We start from the raw sequence: 26,867 nt of genomic DNA, 5'->3' as shown, positions 1-26,867 counted from the left end.
ATGCCGTCAGATGAAAAAGACGGTTTTTGAAGAAGGCGACGAAGGCGTTCGGCTGATCATAAAGCAACGCGGAAAGCAGCCGCCGCCCGCACCTCCGGCACCGCTTCGCACACCGGTCCACGTCCTTTATGGCGGGGCCGATCGCTATGCTGCAGATACGCCGGCAAAGCTCGGCAAGATCGCCCTGACGACGCTCGACACCTACTGCCGCAACTTCGCCGAATTCGCCGACGCGATGCAGCTTCCCGGTTGCGGTTCGCTGCCGACGCTGAGCGGCGCCGCGACCAAGCTCGCACGGTCGATCCGCAACGAAACCGACCGTGCAAAGGCCGAAGACCCGGCGGCCTGGCTCGCCTTCAGCGTCTTTCAGAAGGTCCGGGCGAAGCTCAAAAGCGAGCCGGTCGAGGATTTCCGCATCGATTTCGAAGACGGCTACGGCTTCCGCCCCGATGAAGAAGAGGACGCCGACGCCGAGCGGACGGCCCGCGAACTCGCCGCCGCCTTCCTGACCAAAAAGATCACCGCCGGCTCCGGCTTTCGCGTAAAATCGTTCGACCCCGCAACACATTCACGAGCTAAAAGAACGCTCGATCTTTTTCTCTCAGCGTTTCTGGCTGAAACAAATGGCCGCGTTCCGCCGGGCTTTGTCGTGACTCTCCCCAAGGTCGCCGACCGCTCGGAGGTAAAGGACATATGCTCGCGGCTCAAAAAGGCCGAAAAGAAGCACGGGCTCGCTCCCAATTCCATCGGCCTTGAACTGCTGATCGAAACGCCTGAGGCCGTGTTCGATAAAAAAGGTTCGGTCGCCATCCGCGGCATTGTCGAAGCGGCGAAGGGACGCTGCACCTCGGTCCATTTCGGTGCTTACGATTTCACCTCGTCGCTCGGCATCGCCGCCGCCGACCAGGACATCGCCCATCCGGCATGCGACCTCGCACGGCAGTTGATGCTCATCTCGCTCGCGCCGCTCGGCATTCGGCTTTCGGATTCGGTCACGACCGAGATGCCGATACCGCCGCATCGCCAAGAGCCGCTCGACCCGATGATGGAAGCTGAGAATCGCAGAGCGGTCTTCGGCGGCTGGCGGCGGCATTTCCGCAACGTCCGCCGCTCGATGTCGCAGGGCTTTTTCCAAAGCTGGGACCTGCACCCAAATCAACTCCCGGCGCGCTACGCCGCGGTCTATCACTTTTATATTGAATCGTTTGATGAGAACGCCGAACGCCTCCGCGGCTTTGCCGAGCGCTCAACGCGGGCGACGCTCACCGGCAACGCCTTTGACGACGCGGCTTCGGTCCGCGGGCTCTTGAATTTCTTTTTGCGTGGAATTTCTTGCGGGGCATTTAGCGAGTCCGAGGCCGAGGCGGCGACCGGAGTTTCGGCCGAAGCCATCCGCTCGCTCGATGTCTCTAAACTGACCTAACCGGCCTCGGGTATCATCGCGTCGTCGAGCATTGCCTCGCGGCGTTCGCGGCGGTCCGTGATCCGCGGGCTCGGGTCGTCCTTTATAAACTCGGGCGGTTCTGAAAATGGGTCGGGAAACTCCGGCAGCCCCTCGAGCATCATCTGGTTTTCAATGATCGCCGAGATCAGCTCCTGCTCAAACTCCGTCGCCTCAATGAACCGCACGCCGATCCCCGTATTCTCGAACCTGTAGATGGCCTTGCACTTAAGCGGCAGCTTGTTGCGGTTCGGCAACTGTATCTCAAGCCGAAACTCGTCGCCCGGATAAAGATATTCTTCCCATTCCGTAAAGCACCCGCCGATGCTTATCTGCTGCAAATAGGTCTGGCGCCGCTCGCCGTGCTTTGAAACAAGCACCGCCGGAATGTCCAGCGAGAAACGCATGTGTCTTCGTTGATTGATCGACATTTGAGAAAAGAAGAACGCGAGGCTAGAGAGAAGTAAGGCCGCCGCCCGCAAACCCGGGCCCAACCCCAATTGTACCACCCCAACCCACCCCCTTGGCAACACATTTCTATTGGTGAATGGTGAATGGAAAAAAGCCCCGAGGCGGCTCGGGGCTTGAGGAGGAGGAATTTATTGATGCTTGACTAATCCAGCCGTTCGAAGATGCCCGCGGCGCCCATTCCGCCGCCGACGCACATCGTCACCATGCCGTAGCGGGCCGAGCGGCGACGCATTTCCTGAAGGATCGTGGCCGTCAGCTTGGCACCGGTGCAGCCCAGCGGATGGCCGAGAGCGACGGCACCGCCATTGACGTTGACCTTCGCCGGGTCCAGCTCGAGCACCTTCATCACCGAAAGCCCCTGGGCGGCAAAGGCTTCGTTGAGCTCGATAAGGTCGATCTGGTCGAGCGAGAGGCCCGCGAGCTTGAGAGCCTTCGGGATGGCATAAACCGGCCCGATGCCCATCTCTTCCGGCAGGCAGCCGGCGGTCGCATAAGAGACAAAACGGGCGATCGGCTTGAGCCCGAGCTCGGCAGCCTTATCGGCGGACATCACGACCGCGGCGGCGGCTCCATCAGACATCTGCGAGGCATTGCCGGCGGTCACGGTACCCTTGGCGTGGAAAACGGGACGGAGCTTTGCAAGGCCTTCGAGCGAAGTATCGGCACGCGGGCCTTCATCCTGGGCAAAGACGATCTCTTTGCGGCGGACGCGGCCCTTCTCGTCAAACTCGTCAACGAAGACGTTCATTGGCACGATCTCATCGGTGAACTTGCCTTCCGCGATAGCCGCGAGCGCCTTCATGTGCGAGTTGTAGGAAAACTCATCCGCCTGCTCGCGGGTGATCTCGTACTTGCGGACGAGGTTCTCGGCCGTCAGCCCCATGTTGAGGTAATAGTCGGGGTAGGTATCGGCGAGGTGCGGGTTCGGGCGAAAGGTGTTGCCGCCCATCGGGATGGCGGTCATCGATTCGAGCCCGCCGGCGACGATCACCTCGGCACCGCCAACCTGGATCCGCTCAGCCGCGAGCGCGATGGTCTGCAGGCCCGAGGAGCAATAACGGTTGACCGTCATCGCCGAGGCCTCGACCGGCAGGCCCGCCAGGATCGCCGAGGTCCGGGCGACGTTCATCCCCTGCGACGCCTCCGGAAAGGCACAGCCCATTATGACGTCCTCGACAAGCGACGCATCAACACCGGCCCGAGCCACCGCATCCTTAATAGCGGTCGCGCCCATTTCGTCCGAACGCGTGTTACGCAACGTGCCCTTCGGCGCCTTTCCGACAGCCGTCCGCACGGCCGAAACGATAACTGCTTCTTTCATAATGATGTTCTTCGACGAAACCTACAAACTTCACGAACGGGCCGAATCGCCCTTCTTAGAGCATTTCGTGAAATGCGTGGGCACTTTACTAATTCTCAATTCCAACCTCGACCTCCGCGACCTCGAGAAGCCGCAATACTTCCGGCTTGATCTCGACCAAAAAGCCACGCTTGCCGCCGTTTATCCAAATGCGGTCAAAGCCAAAGATGGTTCGTTCAACGTAAACCGGCATCTTCGTTCTCATCCCGAATGGCGACGTCCCGCCGACAAGATAGCCGGTCAGTTTCGTTGCCTTTTCGGGCGACACAGGTTCGATGGATTTGACGCCAAGATGCCTTGCGAGCGACTTGGTCGAAACTTCCCTGTCGCCATGCATCAGCACGACAAGCGGCGTCCGTTCATTCGTTTCAAACACCAGCGTCTTGATCACGGCATGGACATCAATGCCCAATTGCCTAGCCGATTCCTTTGCGCCGCCTTTCTCAACGTAATCGTAGAGATGAGGGACGAACTCGACCTTTTTCTCTCTCAAATATCGAACCGCCTGAGTTACAGGAAAATCCATCGCCATTTCTTTGCGTCCATTGCGATCTCTGCGTTCAAATATGATCTCAAAGCGGAGACCGCGATGATCGCAGAGCTATTTCGAAATTTCCCGATACCGAAAACACGTCTTGACGTGGTCATTCACCATCCCGGTCGCCTGCATGAACGCGTACATTATCGTCGAGCCGACGAAGTTGAAGCCTCGCTTTTTCAGGTCTTTCGATATCGCATCCGAGACCTCAGTCTTGGCCGGAACGTCGGCGAGCACCTTTCGTTTTCCGTCGATCGGTTTTCCACCGACGAACGACCAAATGTACTTATCAAAAGTGCCGAATTCCTTTTGCACCGCCAAAAAGGCTTTTGCATTCCGCACCGCAGACGCGATCTTCAATCGGTTGCGGACGATGCCCTCGTTCAGCATCAATTTTGCACACTTTGCTTCGCTATATTTCGCGACCTTCGCCGGATCGAAGTTATCAAATGCCTTTCGATAATTCTCGCGTTTTGCGAGGATGGTATCCCAGCTCAGCCCGGCCTGCGCACCTTCCAGAATCAGGAATTCAAACAGCACACGGTCGTCGTGCTGCGGCACGCCCCATTCCGTATCGTGATAATGGATCGCAAGTTCGTTCCTTGCCCAACCGCAACGTTCTTTCATCGTTCGATCTTGTTCACCTGCATAAAGCAAACGCCCTGCCCACCCGGTGCAGCCGGGGCGACCGATAGTTTTCCGGTCAGCTTTACGACGTCCTTGTCGAGAGCAACCTGGTTACCGGCGTTATCGCGGATCTTGATATCCTCGGCCTTATATCCTCGCTCGAGTTTACCGACCGTGTTTGCACCACTACCCTGTTCGATATCAACGCGGAGCTTATTCTGGCTTCCCTGTGACTCGAGCAAGTCAAAGCCGCACTCCATCCTGCCGCCGGTATTCGAGCAGAAGACACTGCCCCGCTGTGCCAGTACGCCGCTGACCTGGAAAAATTTGCCGTCGTTCTCGATCTTGCAGGCATTTGCCATTTCGATCGGCTCACCGGTTACATCACCGCAACCAGACAATACCAAAGCCACGACTGCGAACAAAAAACAACCAAATGACTTCATACGCTCTTCTCCCTGGAATTTGTTTTCTTGGAAATATACAGCGTTTTTTCTATATGCGCATGAACAACGCCTTCTATATCTTTGAACTCTACGTTATATACCCGGTCGATCGAAGCTGCTCTATCGGCAAGGCTCCTGATCTCCTCGATCTCCTCATCAGACAAATAAAATGCTGCATAAAGAACGGACTTGCCGGGTCTTCGGAACCGGATATTCGCAGCCTTGTCCCAAACTGTGTAACCCGGGCCAAGAATATGGATCAACATCAGCATATAGAACGGGTCGATAGCACCGTAAACGCTTCCGCCGAATGTTGTCCCAACATAATTTCGCGTCCGCCAGTTCAGCGGAAGCCTTATCTTCACTTCACGCCAATCACCTGCGATATAAAGTACCCGGCCGCCCGTCCCGCGATATGCCGGAAAAAGGTTGAATCCCCAACGATACATCCTGCTGGTAATGCTTTCGGGCATTGTTTCAAAGAACTATTGCGGAAACGACGGCAACTCAGTTACACGCTTCGCCTGCCGGAGATGCCGCTTCGAATGTTCGACGATAATGTCGAGCGCATCGCGAAGCCGGTACGTGATCAAGCCCATAAACGGCGAGGTCACTACGGTCTTGTCCCAATTGAGCCCGGCCGTCTTCTCGATCTCGGCGATCACCCATTCCTGGCTCTCGGCAAAGCGGTCAACGATGCCGGCGGGCACATCGCTCGGTGGAACGATCGCGTCGCTCGGAGCCTTGAACTTCTTCTTGTCCGAGCGAAGGCTGCTTTTAAGCATTCCACCGAAAAACCCGGTCAACGGCGACCAAGATTCCCAGAACGAGTTTTTCGCACCGCCAAGTTTGGCCTTAAATACCGGCTTCATCTCGTCGTTCGAGCGGATGAGGTGGTCCAAGCATTGAGCAACACTCCAACTCTCGGCAGCCGGCTTCCAATTGATCTGCTCGTCCGAAAGCGAACCGAAAGTAGCCCTCGCGTCCTCGACCGTCTGCTTTATCTCATTTGCAAAGTAATAGGTGTCGTTCTTCATCGGCCGTTTCCACTAGTTCCGCAGCGGCTTGCCTGTCTTCAACATTGCCGCGATCCGCTCCTGCGTTTTTCGCTCACCGCAAAGCGAGACAAATGCTTCGCGTTCGAGGTCAAGGAGATACTGCTCGGAAACATACGCCGAGTGGTTCATATCGCCGCCGCTCATTATCTTCGCCAGCTTTTTGCCGATCAGTTGGTCGTGATCGGAAATGTAGCCGCCTTGTTTCATCATATGAAGCGCAAGCTTGATCGCAGCCTGCCCGGCTTCGCCCATCACGTAAATGTCTTCACGCTGTACCGGCTGGGAATAACCCGACGCGGAAAGGTTCAGCACTTCCTGCTTTGCATCGGCGATAAGCCGGTCGCCGTTCATCGATATCGAATCGACATCTCGGAGAAAGCCCCATGCTTTTGCTTCCTGAGCGGAGGTTGCGACCTTGCCCATTCCGATCATCTCGAATGTCTTTTTCAGGAAGACAAGTGGGTCAGTGTCCGGTACGGCTTTCGCCGCATCCATCGCACGCATAGTCATTTCTTTCGTTCCGCCGCCCGCCGGAATGAGACCGACGCCGACCTCGACCAAACCGATGTAAGTTTCGCCCGCAGCCCGCACTCGGTCGCCGTGGATCGCGATCTCGCAGCCGCCGCCGAGGGTCAATCCATACGGGGCCGTGACGACAGGTTTCGCCGAATATCTGAGTCGCATCACCGCCTGCTGAAGTGCGTGGACCATCATATTGATGTCGTCCCACTCTTCTTCCTGTGCGGCCAGCAGGAGCATCATGATATTCGCTCCGGCCGAAAAGTTACCGCCTTGGTTGCCGACGACGAGTCCCTGGAAATTCTTCTCGACCTCGTCGAGAGCATAGTTCATCATCGGCACCGTATCGCCGCCGATCGAGTTCATCTTCGAATGGAATTCGAGACATGCGACGCCGTCGCCGATATCGATCAACGAAGCTCCCGGATTCGACTTTATGACGCCGGCACGTTCCTTGACCGACTTCAGGATGGTTACGCCGGGCCGTTCGGGCATTGGCTTGTATTCGCCGCCGACGAGGTCATAGAACGATACATTGCCGTTATCGTTCTTATAAAAGGTCTCAGCACCGGCCGCCAGCATCTTCTCGATGCTTTCCGGAACGGGCTGGCCCTCAGCCTTCATCCGTTCGACCGAGCGCTTAAGCCCGATGGCGTCCCAGGTCTCGAAAACACCGATCTCCCAGCCGAAGCCCCACTTGATCGCATTATCGACCTCGACGATGGTATCCGCGATCTCAGGAATACGGTTCGACGCGTAACGAAAGGTCCTGGACATCGTCTTCCAAAGAAATTCGCCGACGCGGTCTTCGCCCCAAACAAGAGTATTGATCCGCTTGTTCATATCTTCGATGCCTTTGGCGGCCTCGATCGAAGCGAATTTTGTTTTCTCCTGCGGCTTGTACTCAAAGGTCGTGAGGTCAAGTTCGTGGATCTCCGTCTTGCCCTCGGCGTTCTTCGATTTTTTGTAGAAGCCGCCTTTTGTCTTATCGCCGAGAAAGTTCTTTTCGAGCATCTTCTCGATGACCTCGGGTAGGACGAAAACATCACGGTCCTCGTCGTCGGGTACGGCTGGATAGAGGTTGCGGTTCACGTGGACAAGCACGTCGAGCCCGACCAGGTCAGCGGTACGGAACGTTGCGGATTTCGCATGGCCGATCGCTTTTCCGGTCATCTGATCGACCTCGGTCGGCGTGAATCCCATAGCGACCATTTCGTGAACGGTTGCCATCATCGCGAAGGTGCCGATGCGGTTGGCAATGAAGTTCGGCCGGTCCTTGGCAGGGACGACGCCTTTGCCAAGCCGCTGATCGAGAAAGCCCGAAAGCTTACACGCCATTTCGCCATCGGTCCACTTGGTCGGGATAAGCTCAACAAGCTTCATGTACCGCGGTGGGTTAAAGAAATGGACACCGACGAAATGCTTCTTGAAATCGTCCGAGAAAGGCTCAGCTATCGAAGCGATCGGAATCCCGCTAGTATTGGTCGCGATGAAAGAACCCGGCTTTCGGTGCTTTTCGACCTCGCCAAAGACCTGATGCTTGATATCGAGCCGCTCGACGACGGCCTCGATGACAAGGTCGCAGTCCTTGAGCTTTGCCATGTCGTCAGAAAAGTTGCCGAGCGAGATCAGCTTTGCGTTTTCGGCAAGCATGAAAGGTGCCGGCTTAAGCTTCTTTGCGGCCTCGAAAAGCTCTTTAACGATCCGGTTCCGGACCTGTGGCGATTCAAGCGAAAGCCCTTTTGCCTCTTCTCCGGGCGTCAATTCCCTCGGGGCGATGTCGAGTAAAAGCACCGGAATACCGGCATTGGCAAGATGGGCGGCGATGCCGGCCCCCATAGTTCCTGCACCCAAAACAGCAGCTTTTCGGATATTCATAAAGTTGTTCTCGCGAGAAAATTAGCGTTCGAAATATTCCCGTGATTATAACTGAATGAACGTTCATTCAGCAAACTATGCAGTTGTCCGTTTTTGGTTTTATTGACATATTTCAAAATTCGTCCGATACTTCTTCTCAAATTTTTCGCGCAAGGTCGAATTCCGGCATTTTGACGCGTCAACGCTCATTCGCCCAAAACTAGGAGATAAAAAATGCAAAAGATCTTATTTCTCACATTGGCCATCTTTGTTTTCACCGGTCTCGCTTATGGCCAAGCTCCGACAAATGGAGCTTCCACTTCAGCAACGGCGGAAAAGCCCAAGCGGGTCTCCTTCCGACCGACCAAAGATCAGATCACCGAAGCCCAAACGAAGCTAAAGGACGCCGGTAGCTATTCAGGCGAAGCGAACGGCAAATACAACAATGATTTCCGTGCGGCGATCCGCAAGTTTCAGGAAGCGAACGGCTTGGCGAAGTCAGGCTCTCTCAATCGGGCAACCCTAGAGAAAATGCAGATCGCCCTGACCGAGGCGCAAAAAGAAATCCCGATTCCTGAAAGCTCATACGCGAAAGCAAAAGAAGAGAAACCGAAAACCGCCGGGACCGATAAGCCGAAGCGAACGATCTTTCGCGCAACCAAGGATCAGATAAATGAGGCCCAGCGGATTCTCAAAGCCGGCGGAATGTATAGCGGCGAGGAGACCGGCCAACTCAGCAAGGAAACCCGCGACGGTCTAAAGAAATACCAGGAAGCGAACGGGCTGAACGTGACGGGTACGCTAAACCAGGCCACGCTTGAGAAGATGGGTATTGCTCTAACGGATAAGCAGAAAGCCGATGCAGTTTCCGCCCAATGATCAAAACTTGAAATACGAACACGCAAGGGCCGGGTGAACAACGCCGGCCTTCATTTTTCTCGAGACTGAGTTGAGGTGAATCTGATGAAAAGACCCTTATGGATGATCATGACAACAGCGGTCGTCTTCCTCTTAGTGGCAGCGGCCGTTCCAGCCCAGGAATCAAAGGAACAGGCCGCGATCCGAAAGGTGATGGAAGACCAGGCAGCGGCATGGAATCGCGGCGACCTCGAGGGCTTTATGCAGGGTTATTGGAAGAACGAAAAGCTGACCTTTGTTTCGTCGCGGGTCACCCGCGGATGGCAGCAGACGCTCGACAATTACAAGCGGAGCTACGATACGCGCGAGAAGATGGGCACACTCGCTTTTACAGACCTCGAGATCACAATTCTCTCAAAGGACGCCGCCGTTGTGCTCGGCAGTTGGTCGCTCAAACGGGCAAATGATTCCCCCAGCGGTAAGTTCACGCTCATATTTCGCAAGTTCAAGGAAGGTTGGCGGGTGGTTCACGACCACACATCCTGAGTCGCAAACTTTTTGGAACAAGGCCGGCGATGAATTCGTTCGGTCTTTTCGATGAGACGATTTATACAATTTACCGCGTTCATATTCCTCGCCGCCCTTTCAATTGCGGCTCAAGGGCAGCCCGCGGCCCAAACCGGAGTTACAAAAGTCGATGCCCGTCCGGCCGCCGGATTTAACTATCCATATTACCTCTACGTCCCGCCTTCGTTTTTCGAAGCCGCAGCGAAAGGAAAAGAGCGGACGATACTCGTATTGCCCAACAATACCGGCAAGAACGACGACGACTTCAACGTCCACGAAGCAGACGTAAAACGCAGGATAGCGCAAAATAGTCAGATCGCCGAGGGGCTCGATGTTGCTATTTTGACACCGGTCTCCCCGCGTCCGGCTACCGATTGGAAGACATACACACATGCGCTTGACCGGGACACGATGGTCACGGCAAAGACGGACAAGAAGGACTACGCAAGACCGGATCTGCAGCTCATTGCGATGATTGACGACGCACGCGAGCGGTTGGCGAAAGAAGCCGGGCTCAAGTTTGACCGACGTGTGCTGATGCTAGGATTTTCTGCCTCGGGAATGTTCGTCAATCGCTTTACCTTTCTTCATCCGGACCGCGTCAAGGCCGCAGCAATTGGATCACCCGGCGGCTGGCCAATAGTCCCGGCCGCGAGCTACAAGGGAAAGTCTTTGCGATACCCGATCGGTGTGGCCGACCTTCGTTCGGTTTCGGGTGAGGATATTGAGCTCGAAAAGCTACGTTCGGTTCCGATGTTTATCTTCCTCGGTGACAAGGACGATAACGACTCGGTCGTTTTCGACGATTCCTACGATAAGGAAGACCGCGAGTTGATCATGCCGCTATTAGGGCAAAAGCCGCTCGACCGTTGGGACGCGGCACGTGAAATGTACAAGTCGGCAGGGCTGAACGCGGAGTTCAAGCTATACCCCGGCATCGGCCACACCATCACGCTCGAAATGCGGAGCGACATTCTCGCGTTTCTTAAACAACACGCGGGCAAGTGATGCTGTGGCCGGGCTAGAGTAGCGGACGGAACTGCTGTAAACTTGCAGCCGGATTTCAAATGCCGGTGAAAAAAAAGTATGAAGAAGCTATCCGTTCTTGCGGCGATCCTATTGCTCGCGGTCGTTTCGTTCGCTCAACCCTACACAATTCAGCAGTACCTTAGCATCAAGTCGGCCGGTTCGCCGGATTTTTCGCCTGATGGGAAGCGGATCGTCTATTTAACTAACACCACCGGCACTTCTCAGGTTTGGGCGGTAGATTCAGCCGGCGGGAAACCCGAGCAGCTTACCTTTTTTGACGATAACGTGAGCTTTGTGCGATGGCTGCCGGACAACAGCGGCATCATTTTCGGCATGGCACGCGGCGGGAACGAGAATACGCAATTTTTCTGGATGACCCCGAAGGGCGACGCGATCGAAAATCTCACCGATGAGCCGAGCGTACGGCACAATTTCGCCGGTCTCTCGAAAGACGGCAAGCGGATCTATTACACCTCGAACAAACGCAACCGCAATTTCTTTGATGCCTACTCCATGGACCTGGAGTCTGAGACGGAGACGCTTCTTTATAAGTACGACGGCAATATCAGCGTCGCTGCATTTAATAGCTCTGGGACGAAGCTCGTCATCTCCCGGAGTGGTATCGAGAAAAGCCTCGACAATGACCTTTACCTCGTTGATGTTAAGACGGGTAAGGAAACGCACCTGACTCCACACGAAGATGCAAGCGAGTTCGGCAACGTCGAGTTCCTCTCCGACAGCCTACTGATGACCACGAATGACAAACGCGAATTTGAAGCATTGGTGCAAATGCGGCCAAAGAACGCAGCCGGCGACGACTGGTCGGCCTCGAACCTGGCGACATCTGTCGTTTATGGGCCAAATTGGGATGTCGGCGGCGTCACACTCAGCAACGATTCGCGAATGCTCGCATATACCGTAAATAATGATGGCTTTTCGGAACTTCATATCCGCAAAATCGAAACCGGCGGAAAACCTCTGATCACAAAAATCGCCAAGGCCCACGATCAGATAAAACTTCCAGCTCAAGGCATTGTAGGCGGGACGACCTTCTCGAAAGATGGCTCAACGCTCGCGTTCTCTTTTAGTTCGCCGAACAGCAACGGCGACGTTTGGATCTACGACATCAAATCTAAGAAGCTTTCTCAGATTACTCAGAGTGACCGGGCGGGTATCGATCCGAGAACATTCATCTCGCCGGAACTTATCAAGTTCAAGACGTTCGATGGCCGCGAGATTCCGGCTTGGTATTACAAACCGGCTTCACTCAAAGGTGGAATCGCCGGTTTCACTACCATAGAGCCGGACGGCACAAGAATCAGCACCTATCCAGGTGGGTTAAAAGTAATCGTCTCAATCCACGGCGGTCCTGAAGGCCAGTCGCGGCCCGGATTCAATCCGCTCTTTCAATATTATTTATCGCGTGGCTATGCGGTTCTCGACCCGAACGTCCGCGGCTCAACTGGTTATGGAAAGACCTACACGCATCTCGATGATGTAGAGAAGCGCGAAGATTCGGTGAAAGATATCGCGGCCGCGCATGAATGGCTTACTACAAAGGGCGGAGCGGATGCTAAGCGTATCGCCGTCATGGGCGGCAGCTACGGCGGCTATATGACGATGGCGGCTATCACGCTTTATCCTGATCTCTGGGCCGCGGCGGTCAACACGGTCGGCATCGTCAACTGGGAAACCTTCTTGCAAAATACGTCCGGATACAGGCGGCGTCAGCGCGAGGTCGAATATGGGCGTCTTGATCGCGATATCGATTTCCTCCGCCGGGTCTCACCGATTCGCAAGATCGACCGGATAAAGACGCCGCTCTTCGTAATTCACGGCAAGAACGATCCGCGAGTGCCCTACACCGAAGCCGAGCAGGTCGTAAAAGCTCTTCGCGATCGTAACGTTGTCGTCGAATACAAACTTTACGACGACGAAGGCCACGGTATCTCAAAGCTCAAGAACCGGCTCGAACTGTATCCGCTCGTCGCCGATTTTCTTGATCGCAATATGAAGAAATGACGAACGTTGGCTACGCTGACTCTAGATAGTTACACGTCGCCCGCTGTCGCTTGATTCGCGGGCGGCGTCTAGTACCTGCTGGACTATTAGGCCATCCTCAAATGTTGCGGCGTCGGCGATCGAGCTCTCGCCTTTTTGAATTGCATCAACGATCCGCGGTGCGAACGCCATGAACCCGCTCGGGAAGCCGGATTCAAAGATCCCGTCGATGCTCGGCGGGTAGTCAACTTCGACTTCGGTCCATTCGGTTTCGCTGCGTTTGGCGATGAAAAGATCGCCACGGTGTTCGACCCGCATCCAGCCTTCGTCGCCAACAAATTCGATCCGATTTACATACTCCGGCCCCTCGATCATGGAAACAGACACTGATCCTGTCGTATCGCTTGTGATATCGCCATCGCGGAATCTGAGTAGCATGTTCACCTGATCATCGGTCTCGACCTTTCTCGTAACATCGCTAAACGGCCGTTCTTTGATGTGCGTTTGAAGTTGGGCATCGACCGCCTCGATACCGGTCTCGAGAAACCAATGAAATGAATCGATGACGTGGGAACCGATCGCCCCGAGAGCACCGCCGCCGGCCTCTTTGCTCGACCACCAGTCCCATTTCTGCGTCTGGTCGCCGCGATGCGGAGCTGCGAATGTGTATTTTGCGTGGCGAACTTTTCCGATCTCGCCCGAATGAAGCAACGCCTTCGCCTTTTGCCTTCCTGGCAGAAAGCGGAGCTCGTGGTCGATAAGTGCGAGCTTGCCCGAAGCCGTTGCCGCCGCGACCATCTCCTCAGCCTCAGCGACGTTCATCGCCATCGGTTTCTCCGCGAGCAAGTGCTTCCCGGCAGCGAGAGCGGCAAGGACCATCTCCCGATGCAGATTCGGCGGCGTTGTGATACAAACCAGATCGACATCGGGCCGCTCGACGATCTCTCGCCAGTTGTCCGTAAAGTGCTCGGCTCCGGATTCCTCCGCGGTCGCCTTTGCGTTTGCAAGCGACCCGCTCGCGATCGATACGATGCGTGCATTCTCACATGCTTGGAAAGCAGGTATCTGCACTCGACGCGCAAAACCGGTTCCGATAAATCCGATGCCAACACTATTTGCCATAAAAAAAGCATCGGCAAATTCCGATGCTTTTGCAAATCGTATTGTGGAACGTTTTAGTTGCTTCCCATCTCAAGGCTCGGAGCTCCCGCCTTCCGGCGCTTGCCATATTTGAGAAAATGCTCGTAAACCTCGCGGTCGTCCTTCGACATTTCTACGATCTCCGCCCCTACCAAAAAGCGCTCCGTAGAAAGATGAACCCCGACCTTTTCATAGCGTCGTCCGACGATCTTCATCTGCACTTTCCCGTTGGGCAGGTCGATCTCAGCATTGAGCCGTCGGTCCTGGCCAACAAGGTAGTTTTCCCTTACGCGGATCGATTGGACAATGAATCCAACGCCGGTCTTGCTGATGTCGTAGGTCTCTCCGCTGATGTAAATATTCTCCTGCTCCCGGCCGAGCCCGCCAGTCGAGTAGATCGGCTCAAAAACGACCTTTATCGGGAGATTATGCTTGCGCCTGAGCGAATGTGAGGCCTCTGTGAATAGTCCTGTTATCTTTTCGGCAATGGCTCGTAGCATTTTCTGTGTTTCCTTTTCGCGTTTTCGCGTTCTTCAATCTAACGGGACTCGAATTCCCTTCATCCCGTTCCTGGGCAATGAAAAGGCGTGCCTAAAAGTACGCGTCATTCGCGGAGCGGCTTTCCGCCGTTGTCTCTGCCGATCACCTTTGAAGGGCCGGCGACTGAGGGCTCGAGTAGATAGGAGTTCCGACCGGACTTTCCGTATGCGGCAGGGGTCGCTGTCGCGAAATACGTCTTTCCGCCCTCGATCAAAGCGACCCGATAAACATAACCGGTCGATTCAGAGGAGCGGATATCGTCGGGGACGTATCCAAGCTCGATCAACTTTTCAACTTCGGCAAATTGGCCCTCATTCTGGAGCGAGTAAGCAAGTTGGGCTTTTGCAATGCGTTCGAGCATCTCCTTCGCTTCGTTCTGCCTTACATCGATCCGGAGTTCATAGAAGAAGTTTTTGCCTTCCTTCTTAATGCGAGCCTCGGTAACCTCGTCCGCGGCAAGTATCTGCCAAAATCCGTTCACCTTCCGGAGCCTTATCTCCTGCATCTCGGGCTCTTCACCAACTTCCTCCGGAAGTGCGGCCGTGACGGTCGCGGAATCGCCTGAGATGATCTCACCATTGATCCGGACATCCGCCGGCACTGCTTTCGCGACCGCTTCTAGGTCAACTGCAAATTCGCGGAGTTCGTCGTCCGTCAGGCCTTCGATCGCCGGCTTCAGGTTCGTCAGGTGGATCGCTTCCCTGTACCGCTTTTCCTTGAGCCGTTCGTAAAATGCCTTGACCGTCTCGGCCGGCGAACCGGGCTCGATCTCGATCCTCGGCCCCGACGATGTCTCGGTTGCGTTGGCGTTGGAATTAGCGGTCAATGTTGCCGTCTCGGCATTCGCCGCGTTGGCCGTCTCGGAGACCGCTGCAGAGCAACCGGTACCGGCCACCGTGTTAAACAGCAGCACCGCAAAAACAGAGATTTGCAAGAGCGTTTCGGCCACGCCTTTTGGTTCGGACATTCGCATCAAAATTGGGGCCGCGGTCGTGCCGCGAAGAGGCCCATGGGTGGGCAACCTTGCCTCGTAAACTGCGTGCCCGAGGCAAGAAAGGAAAGACACGCTAAACCGTAGTATAGCGTGTCCCTGTGGAAAAAGTAAGTATTTATTTACAGATAAAGGGATTAAACGCCCTTTTTCACTCGTTTTCCGGCGATTTTTGCCCGGCAAACAGCTTTTCGCGGCCGACAAGGTAGAGGAAAACGGCAAGCAGGATGAACGGAGCCATCGCCAAAAGGTCGGCGTAGGAGCCTCCGTAGAGCGGATTTGCTGCTTTTGCCCATTCGTTGACGCCCTCCGTCAGGCCGCTCAAATAGACTGCCGAAAGGGCCACAAGAATGCCGGCAAGGGCACCGCCCGCGATGTATCCTGAGGCTAGAAGAACTCCGGAACTCTTATCGGTTTCCGCGATGAACTCTTCTTCGGTCAACCCTTTTTCAGCAAATTTTCGCTTCAGGTATTTATCGACGGCCCAGCGGACCATGCCGCCGACAAATATTGGAGACGAGGCCGATATCGGCAAATAAAGACCGACAGCAAATGCCAGCGAAGAGATGCCGCAAAGCTCGAGCGTCACAGAGATCATCACCCCAAGAAGAACCAGTGCCCATGGAAGCTGCTGGCTAAGAATTCCCTGGATGATGTAACTCATCAGCGTCGCCTTTGGCGCCCGGTATTTTTCCACCGATTGCATTATCGGGTCGCCATTGGCATCGACCCCGGTCTGCACTTCCGTGATCACACCGTTGATTCCGGGATCGACCAAATAGGCCGGCGTGCCCTGCATACCGACCAGGTACTTGCCCGCCGGCCCGCGGCTCGTGTCTGTGTTGTGCCAAACGCGGTAATTTGCCGAGTCTTGCTCGCCGTAATAGCCTCCGGCCTTTTCAGCACGCAGTTCCCCGCCTTCGCGGACGAGTTCCTGCTCCGGCACCTGGAAGCCGGCCGAGAAGGTGGCTGGGGCGACAGGCAGATAGACCGACGACGATTCGTTGAGTTGAATGAGGATCGGCCCAAGAAGAAGCGCCGATGAAAGCGCTCCGACTAGGATTGCGGTCTGTTGTTTCCAAGGAGTGCCGCCGACCCAGAAACCGGTCTTGAGGTCTTGGGAGGTCGTGCCGCCATTCGATGCAGCGATGCATACGATGCCGCCGACCGAAAGTGCCGTCACGAAATACGGATCGGGAGCCGTCCAGCCAAGCACGAGAAATGCGAGAGAGGTAAAGAGCAAGGTCGCGACCGTCATTCCCGAGATCGGGTTTGAGGACGAGCCGATCTCGCCCGTCAGCCTTGAGGAGACCGTGACGAAAAGGAAGCCGAGAATGATGATGAGCACCGCGCCGAGGATATTCATCTTGAGCGTCGGGAGCAGCGTGATGACGACGATCAGGGCGAGAATGCCGACGACGACCCACTTGAGCGAGATGTCCTGCTCGGTTCGGGGAATGGTTGCTCCATCGCCGTTCTTGTTGTTGGCCCGTTTTGCCTGAAAGTCGGCAATGCCGCCGCGGATGCCGCCCCAGATGGTCGGCAGCGATCGGATCAGCGAGATGATGCCGCCGGCCGTGACCGCTCCGGCTCCGATGTAGAGAATGTATTCGCTCTGGATGCTGCCGGCACCTTCGATCGGCATATCCTTGATCAGAGTCGTCGCCGGTGCGAGCGGTTCGGTGAGGCTATCGCCGAAGAAGCGGATCATCGGGATAAGCACCCAATAGGCCAAAGCACCGCCCGCGAACATTATTCCGGCGATCCGCGGCCCGATAATATAGCCGACGCCGAGCAGAGCGGGATTGTTCTCAAGCGAGACGCTTCCGCCGCGAAATGGTTCGCCAAAAAGCTTCTCGGGATATTCCTTCCAGCCGCTGAAGACCTTCATCACCGTGTTGTAAAGAAAGCCGATACCGAAGCCGGCCGCGATGATCATTCCGCCCTTCGCCGCGGTCGAATCGCCCGCCTTGGCGATTTCGGAGTGTTGCTTCGATTCCTCGCTGGCCGATGCGATAAGGACCTGCGCACAGGCCGTGCCTTCGGGATATTTGAGCAAGCCGTGCTGGTCGCGGATCAGCGCACGGCGGAGCGGGATCATCATCAAAATTCCGAGCAGGCCGCCGAGCACGGCAACCATCGTCACCCGCCAGACCTCGAGATCAAAGCCGAGTATCAGTATCGCGGGCATCGTAACGCCGATACCGAACGCGATCGATTCGCCCGCCGAGCCCGTCGTCTGGACGATGTTGTGCTCGAGAATGGTCGCATCTCTCGCCCCAAGCTTTGCAAGTAGCCGGAAAAGCGTGACCGAAATGACGGCGACCGGTATCGACGCCGAGACGGTAAGCCCGACCTTGAGCACAAGATAAAGCGACGACGCCCCGAACAAAATGCCCAGCAGAACGCCGACGATCAGCGGCCCCGGCGTCAGCTCACGCAGCGTGGTGACCGAAGCAGGAATGTACGGGCGAAAGTTTTCGAGAAATGGGTTTTTCATAGGCGGCTTTGATGGGAGTTGCACAGAATTTACGCCCAAACACCCGAAAATGCAACGGGTTGGGGCGGCCGCGGCATAATTTTGCGGCTTCTGCGGCCCGTTTATTGACGTCTCTGAACGATTCCAACGGCCTCTGGAATCATTCCAACGCCTTTTGAAATCTTTCAAATCCAGCGGAAATCCACTAAACTAGCCGATATTTCCCCATCGGAGCACAAAATACAAATGAAAACCACTTTTGCCTGCCGGCTCAAGACGCTCGGACGGCTCGCCACTCACCACTCGTCACTCGCCACTAAAGCTCCCCTCCTTACGAAGGAGGGGTGGCAGCCGCTTCGGCTGACGGGGTGGTTCTCTCTCGCTCTGTTGTTATTCGTTTCATCTCTTACCGCACAGGTCCCGACCCCGAAGGATGTGCTCGGTTTCACTCCGGGCGATGATCGGAAGCTCGCCAGCTGGGCACAGGTCGTGGATTATTTCAAGAAACTCGACGCGGCTAGCGACCGGATGGCCTTCGAAGAGATCGGCAAGACAACGATGGGCGCTCCGTTCGTTTACGCAACCGTCAGCTCGCCGGAGAATCTGAAGAACTTAGCGAAATACCGCGACATCAACGACAAGCTCGCCGACCCGCGGACGTTCATCAATAAGAGTAGGAACGTCCCGGACGCAACGGCAAAAGCTTTGATCGCCGAAGGCAAGACCATCGTCCTCATCACCTTCGGCATTCACTCGACCGAGGTCGGTTCGACGCTTTCGTCGATGTTGATCGCCCATGAGCTCGCCTCCAGCAACGACCCGCGGATCAAGAACATTCTCGACAACACGATCATTCTTCTCGTTCCGTCGCTGAACCCGGACGGCGTGGATATCGTCAAGAATTGGTACGACAAAACGCTAGGCACGCCGTACGAAGGCACCTCGCCGCCCGAGCTTTATCACAAATACGTCGGCCACGATAACAACCGCGACTGGTACGCCTTCACGCAGGTCGAGACGCAGTTGACCGTCGATAAGATCCACAACGTCTGGCACCCGCAGATCGTGCTCGATGTTCATCAGCAGGGCATCTACGGTGCGAGGCAATTCCTGCCGCCGTACATGCCGCCGGTCGAGCCGAACGTGCCGCAGCAGATCGTTGAGGGCTACACGGAGCTTGGGCTCTATATCGCCGGCGATATGCGGAAGAAGGGCTTTCAGGGCCTGACGACCGGCACGACCTACGATGCTTGGACGCCCGCACGCGCCTATTCGCATTACCACGGCGGCGTGCGCATCCTGAGCGAGACTGCCTCCGCTCGCCTCGCGACGCCCGTCACCGTTAAGGCCGATGAGCTTCGCGGCGGCCGCGGCGTCAACCCGCGCAAAGACGATGCCAACAACGGCCCCGCCTGGAAAGGCGGCGAATGGAAACTCCGCAACATCACCGACTACATGACCGCCACCGCTTTCAGTCTTTTGGATCACGCCGCCGACAACCGCGAAAAATGGCTGTCGAGGTTTTATGAGATCGGAAAAGAAGCGGTCCGGCCGAGGAAGGACGGAGAACTATTTGGATTTTTGATTCCGCCTCCGTCGTGGCGGGGATTTCGTCAGCCCCAATGGACGCTCACGAGCCTGCTTGGTAAAGGAGGGGTCGAATACGAAGAAACGAAGAATGGCTATTTGGTGCGGATGGATCAACCGTATTCACACTATGCCAAAGCGCTGCTCGAACACCAGACGTATCCAAATTTGAAGAATGAGGCCGGTAATCCACTACCACCCTACGACGTGACGGCTCACACATTGCCACTGTTCTTGGGCCTAGACGTCAAACCCGTTGTCTCACCATACAGTTACGAAAAAACGAGCTATGAATGGGGGGGAGGATTATTCGGTTGTTTCGAATGGGGAGAAGCATCAATCTATAAGTCACACGTTCCGGTCATGGATGAAGGCTGGACACGTTTCATCTTTGATAAGGCGAAGCCTAGGCCAAGTTTTGGTGAGCGTAAACCGGGTGACGATTGCGTAAAGTCCGCCACCGTTCAAGACAAAGATATTCGGGCAGGTTCGAACATTGGGCCTTATAAGACAATCATCTTCCCCGACCAATCGCCCGCTCAAATCCTCAACGGCTATTCGAAAGGCTCGATGCCGGATGAGTATGTCGGCGGCGTTGGGAAAGAGGGCGTTGAGAATCTGAAGAAGTTCGTCGAAGCGGGCGGGACGCTTGTGTTTCTGAACGAATCGTCAAACTTTGCCATCGAGCAATTCAACTTGCCCGTAAAGAACATCACAAAGGGCCTCAACCGTAAGGACTTCTACATCCCCGGCTCGATCCTCCGCACCGAACTCGACACCTTGCACCCGATCGCCAAAGGCATGCCGCAGCAATCGATCGCATGGTTTGAGGACTCGCCGGTGTTCGAAGTTTTGAGTCCCGGCTCTAGCCGGCCTGACGTTCCAGAAACGCCGCCTAAAGGCGGTACTCCAAACGTTCGGGTCATCGCCCGTTATCCGAGCGACCCGAAGCAGTTACTGCTTTCCGGTTGGGCTTTGGGGCAGGACAAGATCGCCGGTAAGGCGGCACTCGTCGAGGTCACGATGGGCAAAGGCAAGATCATCCTTTTTGGGTTCCGTCCGCAATACCGCGGGCAGAGCCTGGCAACCTTCCCGCTGCTCTTCAACGCGATCTCGCAGTAAGGCAATAAAGGCCCGGCGGCAAACCCGTGCCTTTCAATTTTCATCTCATTGTCGTAAACTGGCGTTCCGCTAATGCGATGGCGGACCCAATTTTGCTCTACAAAGTTTGGGGGCGACAGGCTTCGACAGGGGCTTGTATAGATCTTTGAATGCACGCCGGGCTTGCTTGTTAGCTCGTTAAAAAAACACGCAAAACACAAATGCTAATCAAGAATTAGCTCTCGCTGCCTAATTAACCTTAGCTACAGCGATGTCCCGCGGGAAGTTCGCCTGATGCGACCCGTTGGGGCATAACCCAGTTCAGGCTCGGGCACGTCCTCCGCCTGCGGACGAGTCTTAAATTTAGCCGGGTATGCCATTGGGGAGGTCTTGTCGGCTCACCTGCTCTCCGGTGGCGAGATGAAGTGAACCGACTAAGCGTGTAGATTTCACTGGTCGCAACCTTTGGATGCGGGTTCGATTCCCGCCGCCTCCACCATCTCTATGAACTTGAACAGAAGGGAATTTGCTAGCCTGCTCCTCGCAGGCGGAGCATTCCCTTCTTTCGCTGCCTCGGCCCCGCAAACCCCCGAACCAAAGTCCATCCACACATGGCTCGACTCGGACAAAAAGCAGATCTACGCCTATGACATCGAGGTAAAGATCACCGACTTTCCGCGCAATGCGGACAAGCGATGGCTCTATTATTTCTCGCTTCAGGTGAACTTTACCGAGTACGACGAATGGTCGCACGGCGGAATTCAATGGGCGGGTGCGAAGGAGTTTCGCGAAAATAACAATAAGGGCATCAATTGGGGCGGCGGTTCCAATTGGTCCGGCTACGGCGGGCTTGGAGTTAACAATACGCCCTTCACTTGGGAAACCGGACGCTGGTATCGCTATCGCGTTTGGCGGCTTAGCAAAGCCGCGGACGGACTCTGGCGGTGGCTCTTTGCCGTGAAGGATCTTCGAACGGGCGAAGACAAGCGCTACGGAACTATCAGGACAAGATCAGATTGGATCAAGAACGCGGTCGTCTTCACGGAGACAGGTTACGGGGTCAAATGCGATACTGACCGAACACGCGTTGAGTGGCGAAACCCGATCATTCGATGCACAACTCCCGGCGAGTTCACCCCGAATCGGGGAACCGCGAACTACAACGGTACCTGCGGCGGCAATCCGAGCACGGATCAGGGCATTATTGCCGGAAACCCGCCCCATTGGTTTCATTCGACAAACGTGAGACGGCAGATCAAGCCCGAAACCCGATTGTGGGGATGATCTCCCGCGGAACGGCCGAAAAATATTTCAACGATTATGAGAAACGTTCGAGCGCTTCTCTTTACCGCCGCCCTCGCAGCAGTTTGGGGCGGAGCGATCGCTGTGCAGCGATCGGCGGCTCAAGCGACAACAGCCCAACTCCGATCGGCGCTTATTCAATATGCCGATTTTACGGAGCCGGAGTTCACTGCATTGGAGAACGGAGAGATTGTCGTCAAACGAGTGAAGACGAACGATAAGCAGGATGTGGCTGTGTTCGGGATCGTTCGAAGAGCCGATCTGCCGCCAGTTTCAATGGAGGCGTTTCGCGAAAGTCTTTCGCAGCGAGGCAATAAAGAAATGGGCGCGAAAGGGCGCTTCTCTGACCCGCCGCAGCCGGCCGACCTTTCGTCTCTCAACCTCGAGGGCCGCGATTTCGATGAACTCCGGAAATGCAGCATTGGCGATTGCGACATTAATATGTCTGCATTCTGGATCAGGCGGTTCGGTTCTGAAATCGATTGGAAAGCCATGGACCACCGCGAACGAGCAACCGAACTTTTTCGGGCGATGGTGCTGGAATATGCGTCGGAATACACTTCGAAGGGAGCAACTTCGCTCGGCACACACGCAAATCGAAAGGAGCCGCTCGACCTCGCGAGGGCTCAAAACGAATTGCTCAAACAGCTCCCGCTCGTGGACATATTCGGCTTCGGTTTGCGGAAATATATGCAGGATTTTCCTGCGGGGAGACTATCGGGTATTCAAAGTGAAATGCACTGGTCGGCGATCGATTTTGGGCTGAACCCGACCGTAACGCTGTCGCACGCCGCCGCATTTACGAACAGCATCGCAGGAAATGATTCGCATTTTGTTCTAACGCGGCAGTTCTATTCGACGAGGTATCTGGACGCGTCCGTATCGCTGACGGCATTTCTCCGGATTGCGAGTGACGAAACCGCTGAAAGCTATATCGTCTTTTCGGATCGCTCGCGGTCGGATGCCCTCGGCGGCATTCTTGGCGGAGTGGCGCGCTCGGCGGTCGAGGCCGAGGCCGTCGATCGAGTCCGTCGTCTGCTTGAAATGTCGTCTGCCCGGCTCGCCAAGCCGGAAACAGAGCAGCGGCAGGTCGATGTTGTTGTCGAGGAAGAACCGCAAGGTTGGGCAGGCTGGCTCGGGGCGCATTGGCTACTCGCAATCTCGGCCCTGCTTGTGCTTCTGGGGCTCGGGAGTTATCTGCTTTTCCCGAAACGATCCCGACATGACGCCAACGGTCCTAATAGATGATTCATTTTGTTTATTCGGGCACACCGCGACTGCTACTCTTCGATCAAGTCGACTAGGTTAAAATCGTTCTCGGTAGTTACTACACGGCCCGAGAAGCTCATTGATTTCGCCCACGCGGACACGACATAGCTCTGGCCCGCAGACAGTTCTTCGATCCTATAGTATCCGAACGAATTGGAAATCGCCGAGAACACAGTTCCGTTGGGGTCGATCGCAGTAACCACTACTCCGCGAACGCCCCGACCTTCACGATCCAAAACGCGGCCGGCGATCATCGCGGCGGACGATGAAGGTGCCAGCGACATCGTAAAGTTCGATGACGAAACGCCGGACAGATCAATGAACCCTGCTTCGCGAACACGGATCCTTCCCTGTGTTGTCGGCGTAGATGGTACTGTCCAGGAGTAGGAACCGGTGTTGGCAATGTTCGTGGCGATTGCAGAGTAGGTCGTTCCGCCATTGGTCGAGAGTTCGATGGTCACGTTGCGGTTAAATCCGCCCGAGTTGGTCCAAGTAATGTTTACGTTCGAACCGAACGTTACAACACTCCCACTCGGGAAAACGCCCGTGATTTGATCAGGAACATTGTCTGAAGTAGTGTCGCGGAACCATCCGATATCGCGCATCTGCTGCCGTGTCAGATCGAGATCGATCGGAAGCCCAGTGTTTATGCTCGGCTCCATCAATAGATTTGGCGAAGCGGCTGTGCTGAAGTGAGAAAGTGACGACCCAGATTGAAAGGGGTTGGGCGAGAAAAGCTGAACCCTGCCGGTTGCGGCATCACGGCCCCCCGTTAGAAACCCTGACGCGATGTTCACATTCGGACCGTCCCAAAGAAGGTTATTCGTGTTCAGCGCCGAAGTCTGGCGTTGTGCATCGGTCATCTGATCCCAGTAGAGGCCTGCCGTCCGATCAAACATCTTGCGAAGAAATATATCCGGAAATCCAATGAAAAGAGCGCCGGTCGTTCCGTTTGCAAAGGTCTGAAATCCCATTCCATGCCCGATCTCGTGCAAAACAACCACAAGAAGATTTATCCGGTTTGCCGGGACGGCATTGTCCAATCCATAGTAAAAACGGGTGCCCGCACCAAGACAGCCGCTGTCGATGTTCACGTTGAAGGTAGCATTGATATCCGGACTTGCCGGCGAAAGATCAGACGCAGCCCTTTTGTTTGCAAGAGCTTGTGAGTACCATGTTCCTGCGAATTCCGCCCCTGTAAAGTCCCTGTGCACGGTCGAAGCACCTGCAGATCCGAGAACGCCGCCGGAGGTCGAACAAGGCGAAAGTGGATTGAACTGCGATGCGACCGTTATGGTAACGGGCGAATCAAGAAAAGCGCTCCAAATAGCGGCCGCAAAATTGAAGACGTTCAGACGCTGGGCTCCGCGGGTTGTTCCAGAGTTTCCACCCTCGCCAACAACAAAGGCAGCTGCAGGGTCGTTAAAGCCCTCGTTCATGCCGTCGTTGTTTTGAATTGCTATCGACGAACTCGCGGGAGCCGAGAGGGCATCGGCAATAGAGGCGTCGCTCAACATCTTGATATAAAAGCGGTACTCATCAACAGACATTCCATGGCGAGCGGCTATCAACTCGATCGATTCGGTACTATATGGCCCCCTCGGAACTGCCTTCCCGGTTTCAAGGTCCCGACCAAAGAATGCGTTTGCTTCCTCCAAACTCGAGACGCACCCGGCTCTTACGCCGTTTTTCGTATCGGAACGTCCAAGTACGACATTCTGGAACCGCCCCTGAAGCCCTACCTCAACACCTTCGATGTAGGCCACGCTTTCGAGGCCATCTACCGAGCGATCGGTGAGTCCTCTGATCAGGACAGCGAGTTGCCTGTCGGTAGTAATGTCGTTTTGCGACGGTACCGCTCGTTTAACAATTTTCTGAGCAGCAAGTGGTCGGGGAAGTGGTCCAAAAGAACCAAAGAATAGGATAAGCAACGCGGCGGAAAAGCAACTGAGACGTCTCATAAGTCAACTCAATGAAATTCGAATGAAGGGAGATTCGTAGGAAGGACGAAGATTGACCGCAGTGTCAACCTACACTTTTAGTTTAGCTCACCGCGAATGAAGTTTTCAACGTTTTTTTTCCGAGGTCGGCGAGGTTACCTGGCATCGAGGTTGAGAACGAAATCGATAGAGAAATCATCGTCGGTCGGCGATACTAGTCTGGACGCGATGACTCCGTTCTTGCTTCCAATTGAAAGAATGGAAGTTTGGCCAGCGGGTACTTCGTCGCCTACAAAGTCGCTTACAAAAAAGCGGAACGGGTCAGTTCTTGAAACGAGGCTTTCGCCTTCGATGACGACGGCTTTTATCGTCCGCGAGTAAGTGTGCGAAAGTCTGGCGCCTGAGAGGCCCGCGATCTCCTGGCCGAGCGATGCAAGCTCAGCGGGGCCGAGTTCAGCGTAGAATTGAGTGGGCTCAAGCTGGATAATGTAGCGGTCCTTGCCGTCAACGGCCAAAGCCGCGTTGGCAGACGCAAGCGTCACCACCGCGGCAAATAGGCCACAACTAAGGAGAACAAACAAGTGGGAGAGTGTTTGTGGGAGTCTCATATTCCGGAGTGGTGGGAGTCATTCCAGACTTACGATTATCTGTGGTGATTTCCGCAGACGCCCTTTCCTAGTTCAATCCGTGTACCAAAACGTAAACACCGTTAAACAAGGCTTTTCGGCTCCGGACAGAGCCCCGGGCGGGAAATTTGGTTGGGAAATTGGTCGAGGTGGGGAAATTTTGGACACAAATTTCGCCCCGAGTATTTTGCCACGTGGTTTCAATTTGAATTTCTTGTCCCAAGTAATATTCTCTTCATTCACGACCGCCGTGAAAATTATGGCTGTTCAGAAAAATGCCGAGCGATCTGAACTTCCGATCGGGATATTTGATTCCGGTGTCGGCGGCCTCACCGTTTACCGTGCACTGCATGACCGTTTACCCAATGAGCATTTCGTTTATCTGGGTGATACGGCCCGGGTGCCTTACGGAACGAAGTCCCTCGCGACGGTAGAAAAGTACGCTCTTGAGAACGCCCAATTCTTAGCCGACCTCGGGATAAAGATCCTCGTCGTCGCTTGCAACACCGCATCCGCTCTGGCACTGCCTGCCATTCGGGCTCGGATCGGACTCGATGTTGTCGGGGTTATCGGCCCGGGCGGTCGGCGGGCGATCGAAGTTGCAGATTGCGACGCTCCAAAGATCGGGGTGATCGCGACCGATGCAACAGTAAGGAGCGGCGCCTATGTTGAAGCAGTGCATAGGTCGTGCAGTGAAGCTGTAGTTTTTCAGACAGCTTGTCCGCTTTTTGTCCCTCTGGCCGAAGAAGGTTGGGCTGAAGAAAGTGAGACGGCCTCGATCGCCGAACGCTACCTCGCCGATATGCGCGAATTCACCCCCGACGCCCTAGTTCTCGGGTGTACTCATTATCCGATCCTTCACGATGTGATTCAGCGAACGGTCGGACCGGATGTTACACTAGTCGATTCGGGCAAAGCGACAGCGGAAGAGGTTGCAAACCTGCTCAAAAGCACGGGACTCGCAAGCCCCAGGAAGATCTCAGGTGAACGCTCGTTGTGCGATGACCTCGATCATTTTTTTGTAACAGATGCGGCCGAACGTTTCGCCAGCGTCGCTGAACGATTTCTCGGAGTAAAGCCGGCAAAGCTTGAGGCAATTGAAGTTCCGGCACTCACTTAA

Annotated in this window: 23 protein-coding genes and 1 other RNA gene; 10 read left to right on the top strand and 14 right to left on the bottom strand. The window is 55.3% G+C overall.

The window, feature by feature from the left end; all coding sequences use genetic code 11:
- The first annotated feature begins 10 nt into the window (after window positions 1-10).
- Window positions 11-1,423 carry a phosphoenolpyruvate kinase gene (locus tag IPM21_12540; protein ID MBK9164708.1) on the top strand — a complete coding sequence of 471 codons (1,413 nt, stop codon included), beginning with the start codon at window positions 11-13 and terminating at the stop codon, window positions 1,421-1,423.
- Here the strand turns inward: IPM21_12540 and IPM21_12535 are convergent.
- The 8 genes from IPM21_12535 to IPM21_12500 form a co-directional block, all read right to left on the bottom strand.
- Window positions 1,420-1,872, bottom strand: a complete 453-nt coding sequence (locus tag IPM21_12535) for a PilZ domain-containing protein (protein MBK9164707.1) — start codon at window positions 1,870-1,872, stop codon at window positions 1,420-1,422. The two genes, IPM21_12540 and IPM21_12535, sit on opposite strands and share 4 nt — an antisense overlap.
- 182 nt (window positions 1,873-2,054) lie before the next feature.
- Window positions 2,055-3,233: an acetyl-CoA C-acyltransferase gene (locus IPM21_12530; protein MBK9164706.1), complete on the bottom strand. Its 1,179-nt coding sequence runs from the start codon at window positions 3,231-3,233 to the stop codon at window positions 2,055-2,057.
- 88 nt (window positions 3,234-3,321) lie between these two features.
- Window positions 3,322-3,804, bottom strand: a complete 483-nt coding sequence (ybaK, locus tag IPM21_12525) for a Cys-tRNA(Pro) deacylase (protein ID MBK9164705.1) — start codon at window positions 3,802-3,804, stop codon at window positions 3,322-3,324.
- Window positions 3,805-3,873: 69 nt separating this feature from the next.
- On the bottom strand, window positions 3,874-4,437 hold the full coding sequence (locus IPM21_12520) for a DNA-3-methyladenine glycosylase I (GenBank protein ID MBK9164704.1): 564 nt from the start codon (window positions 4,435-4,437) through the stop codon (window positions 3,874-3,876).
- Window positions 4,434-4,799 carry a hypothetical protein gene (locus IPM21_12515; GenBank protein ID MBK9164703.1) on the bottom strand — a complete coding sequence of 122 codons (366 nt, stop codon included), beginning with the start codon at window positions 4,797-4,799 and terminating at the stop codon, window positions 4,434-4,436. The genes IPM21_12520 and IPM21_12515 overlap by 4 nt, the downstream gene beginning before the upstream one ends.
- An 80-nt stretch (window positions 4,800-4,879) precedes the next feature.
- Complete coding sequence (locus IPM21_12510; GenBank protein MBK9164702.1) at window positions 4,880-5,356, bottom strand: DUF4442 domain-containing protein; 477 nt, start codon at window positions 5,354-5,356, stop codon at window positions 4,880-4,882.
- Between the two features lie 12 nt (window positions 5,357-5,368).
- Window positions 5,369-5,920: a DinB family protein gene (locus IPM21_12505; protein ID MBK9164701.1), complete on the bottom strand. Its 552-nt coding sequence runs from the start codon at window positions 5,918-5,920 to the stop codon at window positions 5,369-5,371.
- Window positions 5,921-5,932: 12 nt separating this feature from the next.
- Window positions 5,933-8,338 (bottom strand): 3-hydroxyacyl-CoA dehydrogenase/enoyl-CoA hydratase family protein, encoded by a 2,406-nt coding sequence (locus tag IPM21_12500; protein MBK9164700.1) that lies wholly within the window; start codon window positions 8,336-8,338, stop codon window positions 5,933-5,935.
- A 213-nt stretch (window positions 8,339-8,551) separates the two neighbouring features.
- On the opposite strand from IPM21_12500, the gene IPM21_12495 reads away from it, so the two are divergent.
- From IPM21_12495 to IPM21_12480, 4 genes are all read left to right on the top strand, one after another.
- Entirely contained in the window at window positions 8,552-9,196 is a 645-nt protein-coding gene (locus IPM21_12495; GenBank protein ID MBK9164699.1) for a peptidoglycan-binding protein, read from the top strand.
- A 102-nt stretch (window positions 9,197-9,298) separates the two neighbouring features.
- Window positions 9,299-9,721 carry a DUF4440 domain-containing protein gene (locus tag IPM21_12490; GenBank protein MBK9164698.1) on the top strand — a complete coding sequence of 141 codons (423 nt, stop codon included), beginning with the start codon at window positions 9,299-9,301 and terminating at the stop codon, window positions 9,719-9,721.
- A 51-nt stretch (window positions 9,722-9,772) separates the two neighbouring features.
- A complete protein-coding gene (locus IPM21_12485; protein MBK9164697.1) occupies window positions 9,773-10,750 on the top strand; it encodes a hypothetical protein in 978 nt (325 codons plus the stop codon).
- Window positions 10,751-10,828: 78 nt separating this feature from the next.
- Window positions 10,829-12,793, top strand: coding sequence for a S9 family peptidase (locus tag IPM21_12480; protein MBK9164696.1), 1,965 nt, complete (start codon window positions 10,829-10,831; stop codon window positions 12,791-12,793).
- Window positions 12,794-12,814: 21 nt separating this feature from the next.
- Here IPM21_12480 and IPM21_12475 read toward each other — a convergent pair whose 3' ends face one another.
- The 4 genes from IPM21_12475 to IPM21_12460 form a co-directional block, all read right to left on the bottom strand.
- Window positions 12,815-13,894, bottom strand: coding sequence for a Gfo/Idh/MocA family oxidoreductase (locus IPM21_12475; protein ID MBK9164695.1), 1,080 nt, complete (start codon window positions 13,892-13,894; stop codon window positions 12,815-12,817).
- Window positions 13,895-13,947: 53 nt separating this feature from the next.
- Entirely contained in the window at window positions 13,948-14,412 is a 465-nt protein-coding gene (locus tag IPM21_12470; GenBank protein MBK9164694.1) for a PilZ domain-containing protein, read from the bottom strand.
- 104 nt (window positions 14,413-14,516) lie between these two features.
- Complete coding sequence (locus tag IPM21_12465; GenBank protein MBK9164693.1) at window positions 14,517-15,419, bottom strand: hypothetical protein; 903 nt, start codon at window positions 15,417-15,419, stop codon at window positions 14,517-14,519.
- Between the two features lie 175 nt (window positions 15,420-15,594).
- The gene (locus tag IPM21_12460) at window positions 15,595-17,943 is read right to left on the bottom strand and encodes an oligopeptide transporter, OPT family (GenBank protein ID MBK9164692.1); all 2,349 of its coding nucleotides are present in this window, start codon (window positions 17,941-17,943) and stop codon (window positions 15,595-15,597) included.
- 225 nt (window positions 17,944-18,168) lie between these two features.
- Here IPM21_12460 and IPM21_12455 point away from each other — a divergent pair, with 225 nt between their 5' ends.
- The 4 genes from IPM21_12455 to IPM21_12440 all read left to right on the top strand — a co-directional run bounded on the left by IPM21_12455 (window position 18,169) and on the right by IPM21_12440 (window position 23,160).
- Window positions 18,169-20,631 carry a hypothetical protein gene (locus IPM21_12455; GenBank protein MBK9164691.1) on the top strand — a complete coding sequence of 821 codons (2,463 nt, stop codon included), beginning with the start codon at window positions 18,169-18,171 and terminating at the stop codon, window positions 20,629-20,631.
- Between the two features lie 108 nt (window positions 20,632-20,739).
- Window positions 20,740-21,109: a transfer-messenger RNA gene (gene ssrA, locus IPM21_12450) on the top strand.
- 5 nt (window positions 21,110-21,114) lie between these two features.
- Entirely contained in the window at window positions 21,115-21,894 is a 780-nt protein-coding gene (locus IPM21_12445; protein MBK9164690.1) for a hypothetical protein, read from the top strand.
- Between the two features lie 36 nt (window positions 21,895-21,930).
- On the top strand, window positions 21,931-23,160 hold the full coding sequence (locus tag IPM21_12440; GenBank protein ID MBK9164689.1) for a hypothetical protein: 1,230 nt from the start codon (window positions 21,931-21,933) through the stop codon (window positions 23,158-23,160).
- Between the two features lie 32 nt (window positions 23,161-23,192).
- Here the strand turns inward: IPM21_12440 and IPM21_12435 are convergent, their stop codons facing one another.
- On the bottom strand, window positions 23,193-25,142 hold the full coding sequence (locus tag IPM21_12435) for a carboxypeptidase regulatory-like domain-containing protein (GenBank protein ID MBK9164688.1): 1,950 nt from the start codon (window positions 25,140-25,142) through the stop codon (window positions 23,193-23,195).
- A gap of 134 nt (window positions 25,143-25,276) precedes the next feature.
- A complete protein-coding gene (locus tag IPM21_12430; protein ID MBK9164687.1) occupies window positions 25,277-25,666 on the bottom strand; it encodes a hypothetical protein in 390 nt (129 codons plus the stop codon).
- A gap of 340 nt (window positions 25,667-26,006) precedes the next feature.
- Here IPM21_12430 and IPM21_12425 point away from each other — a divergent pair, with 340 nt between their 5' ends.
- Window positions 26,007-26,867, top strand: coding sequence for a glutamate racemase (locus IPM21_12425; protein ID MBK9164686.1), 861 nt, complete (start codon window positions 26,007-26,009; stop codon window positions 26,865-26,867).

Source organism: Acidobacteriota bacterium, assembly GCA_016716435.1.
GTDB lineage: Bacteria > Acidobacteriota > Blastocatellia > Pyrinomonadales > Pyrinomonadaceae > OLB17.
This window is presented reverse-complemented; position numbering and strand designations above follow the sequence as displayed.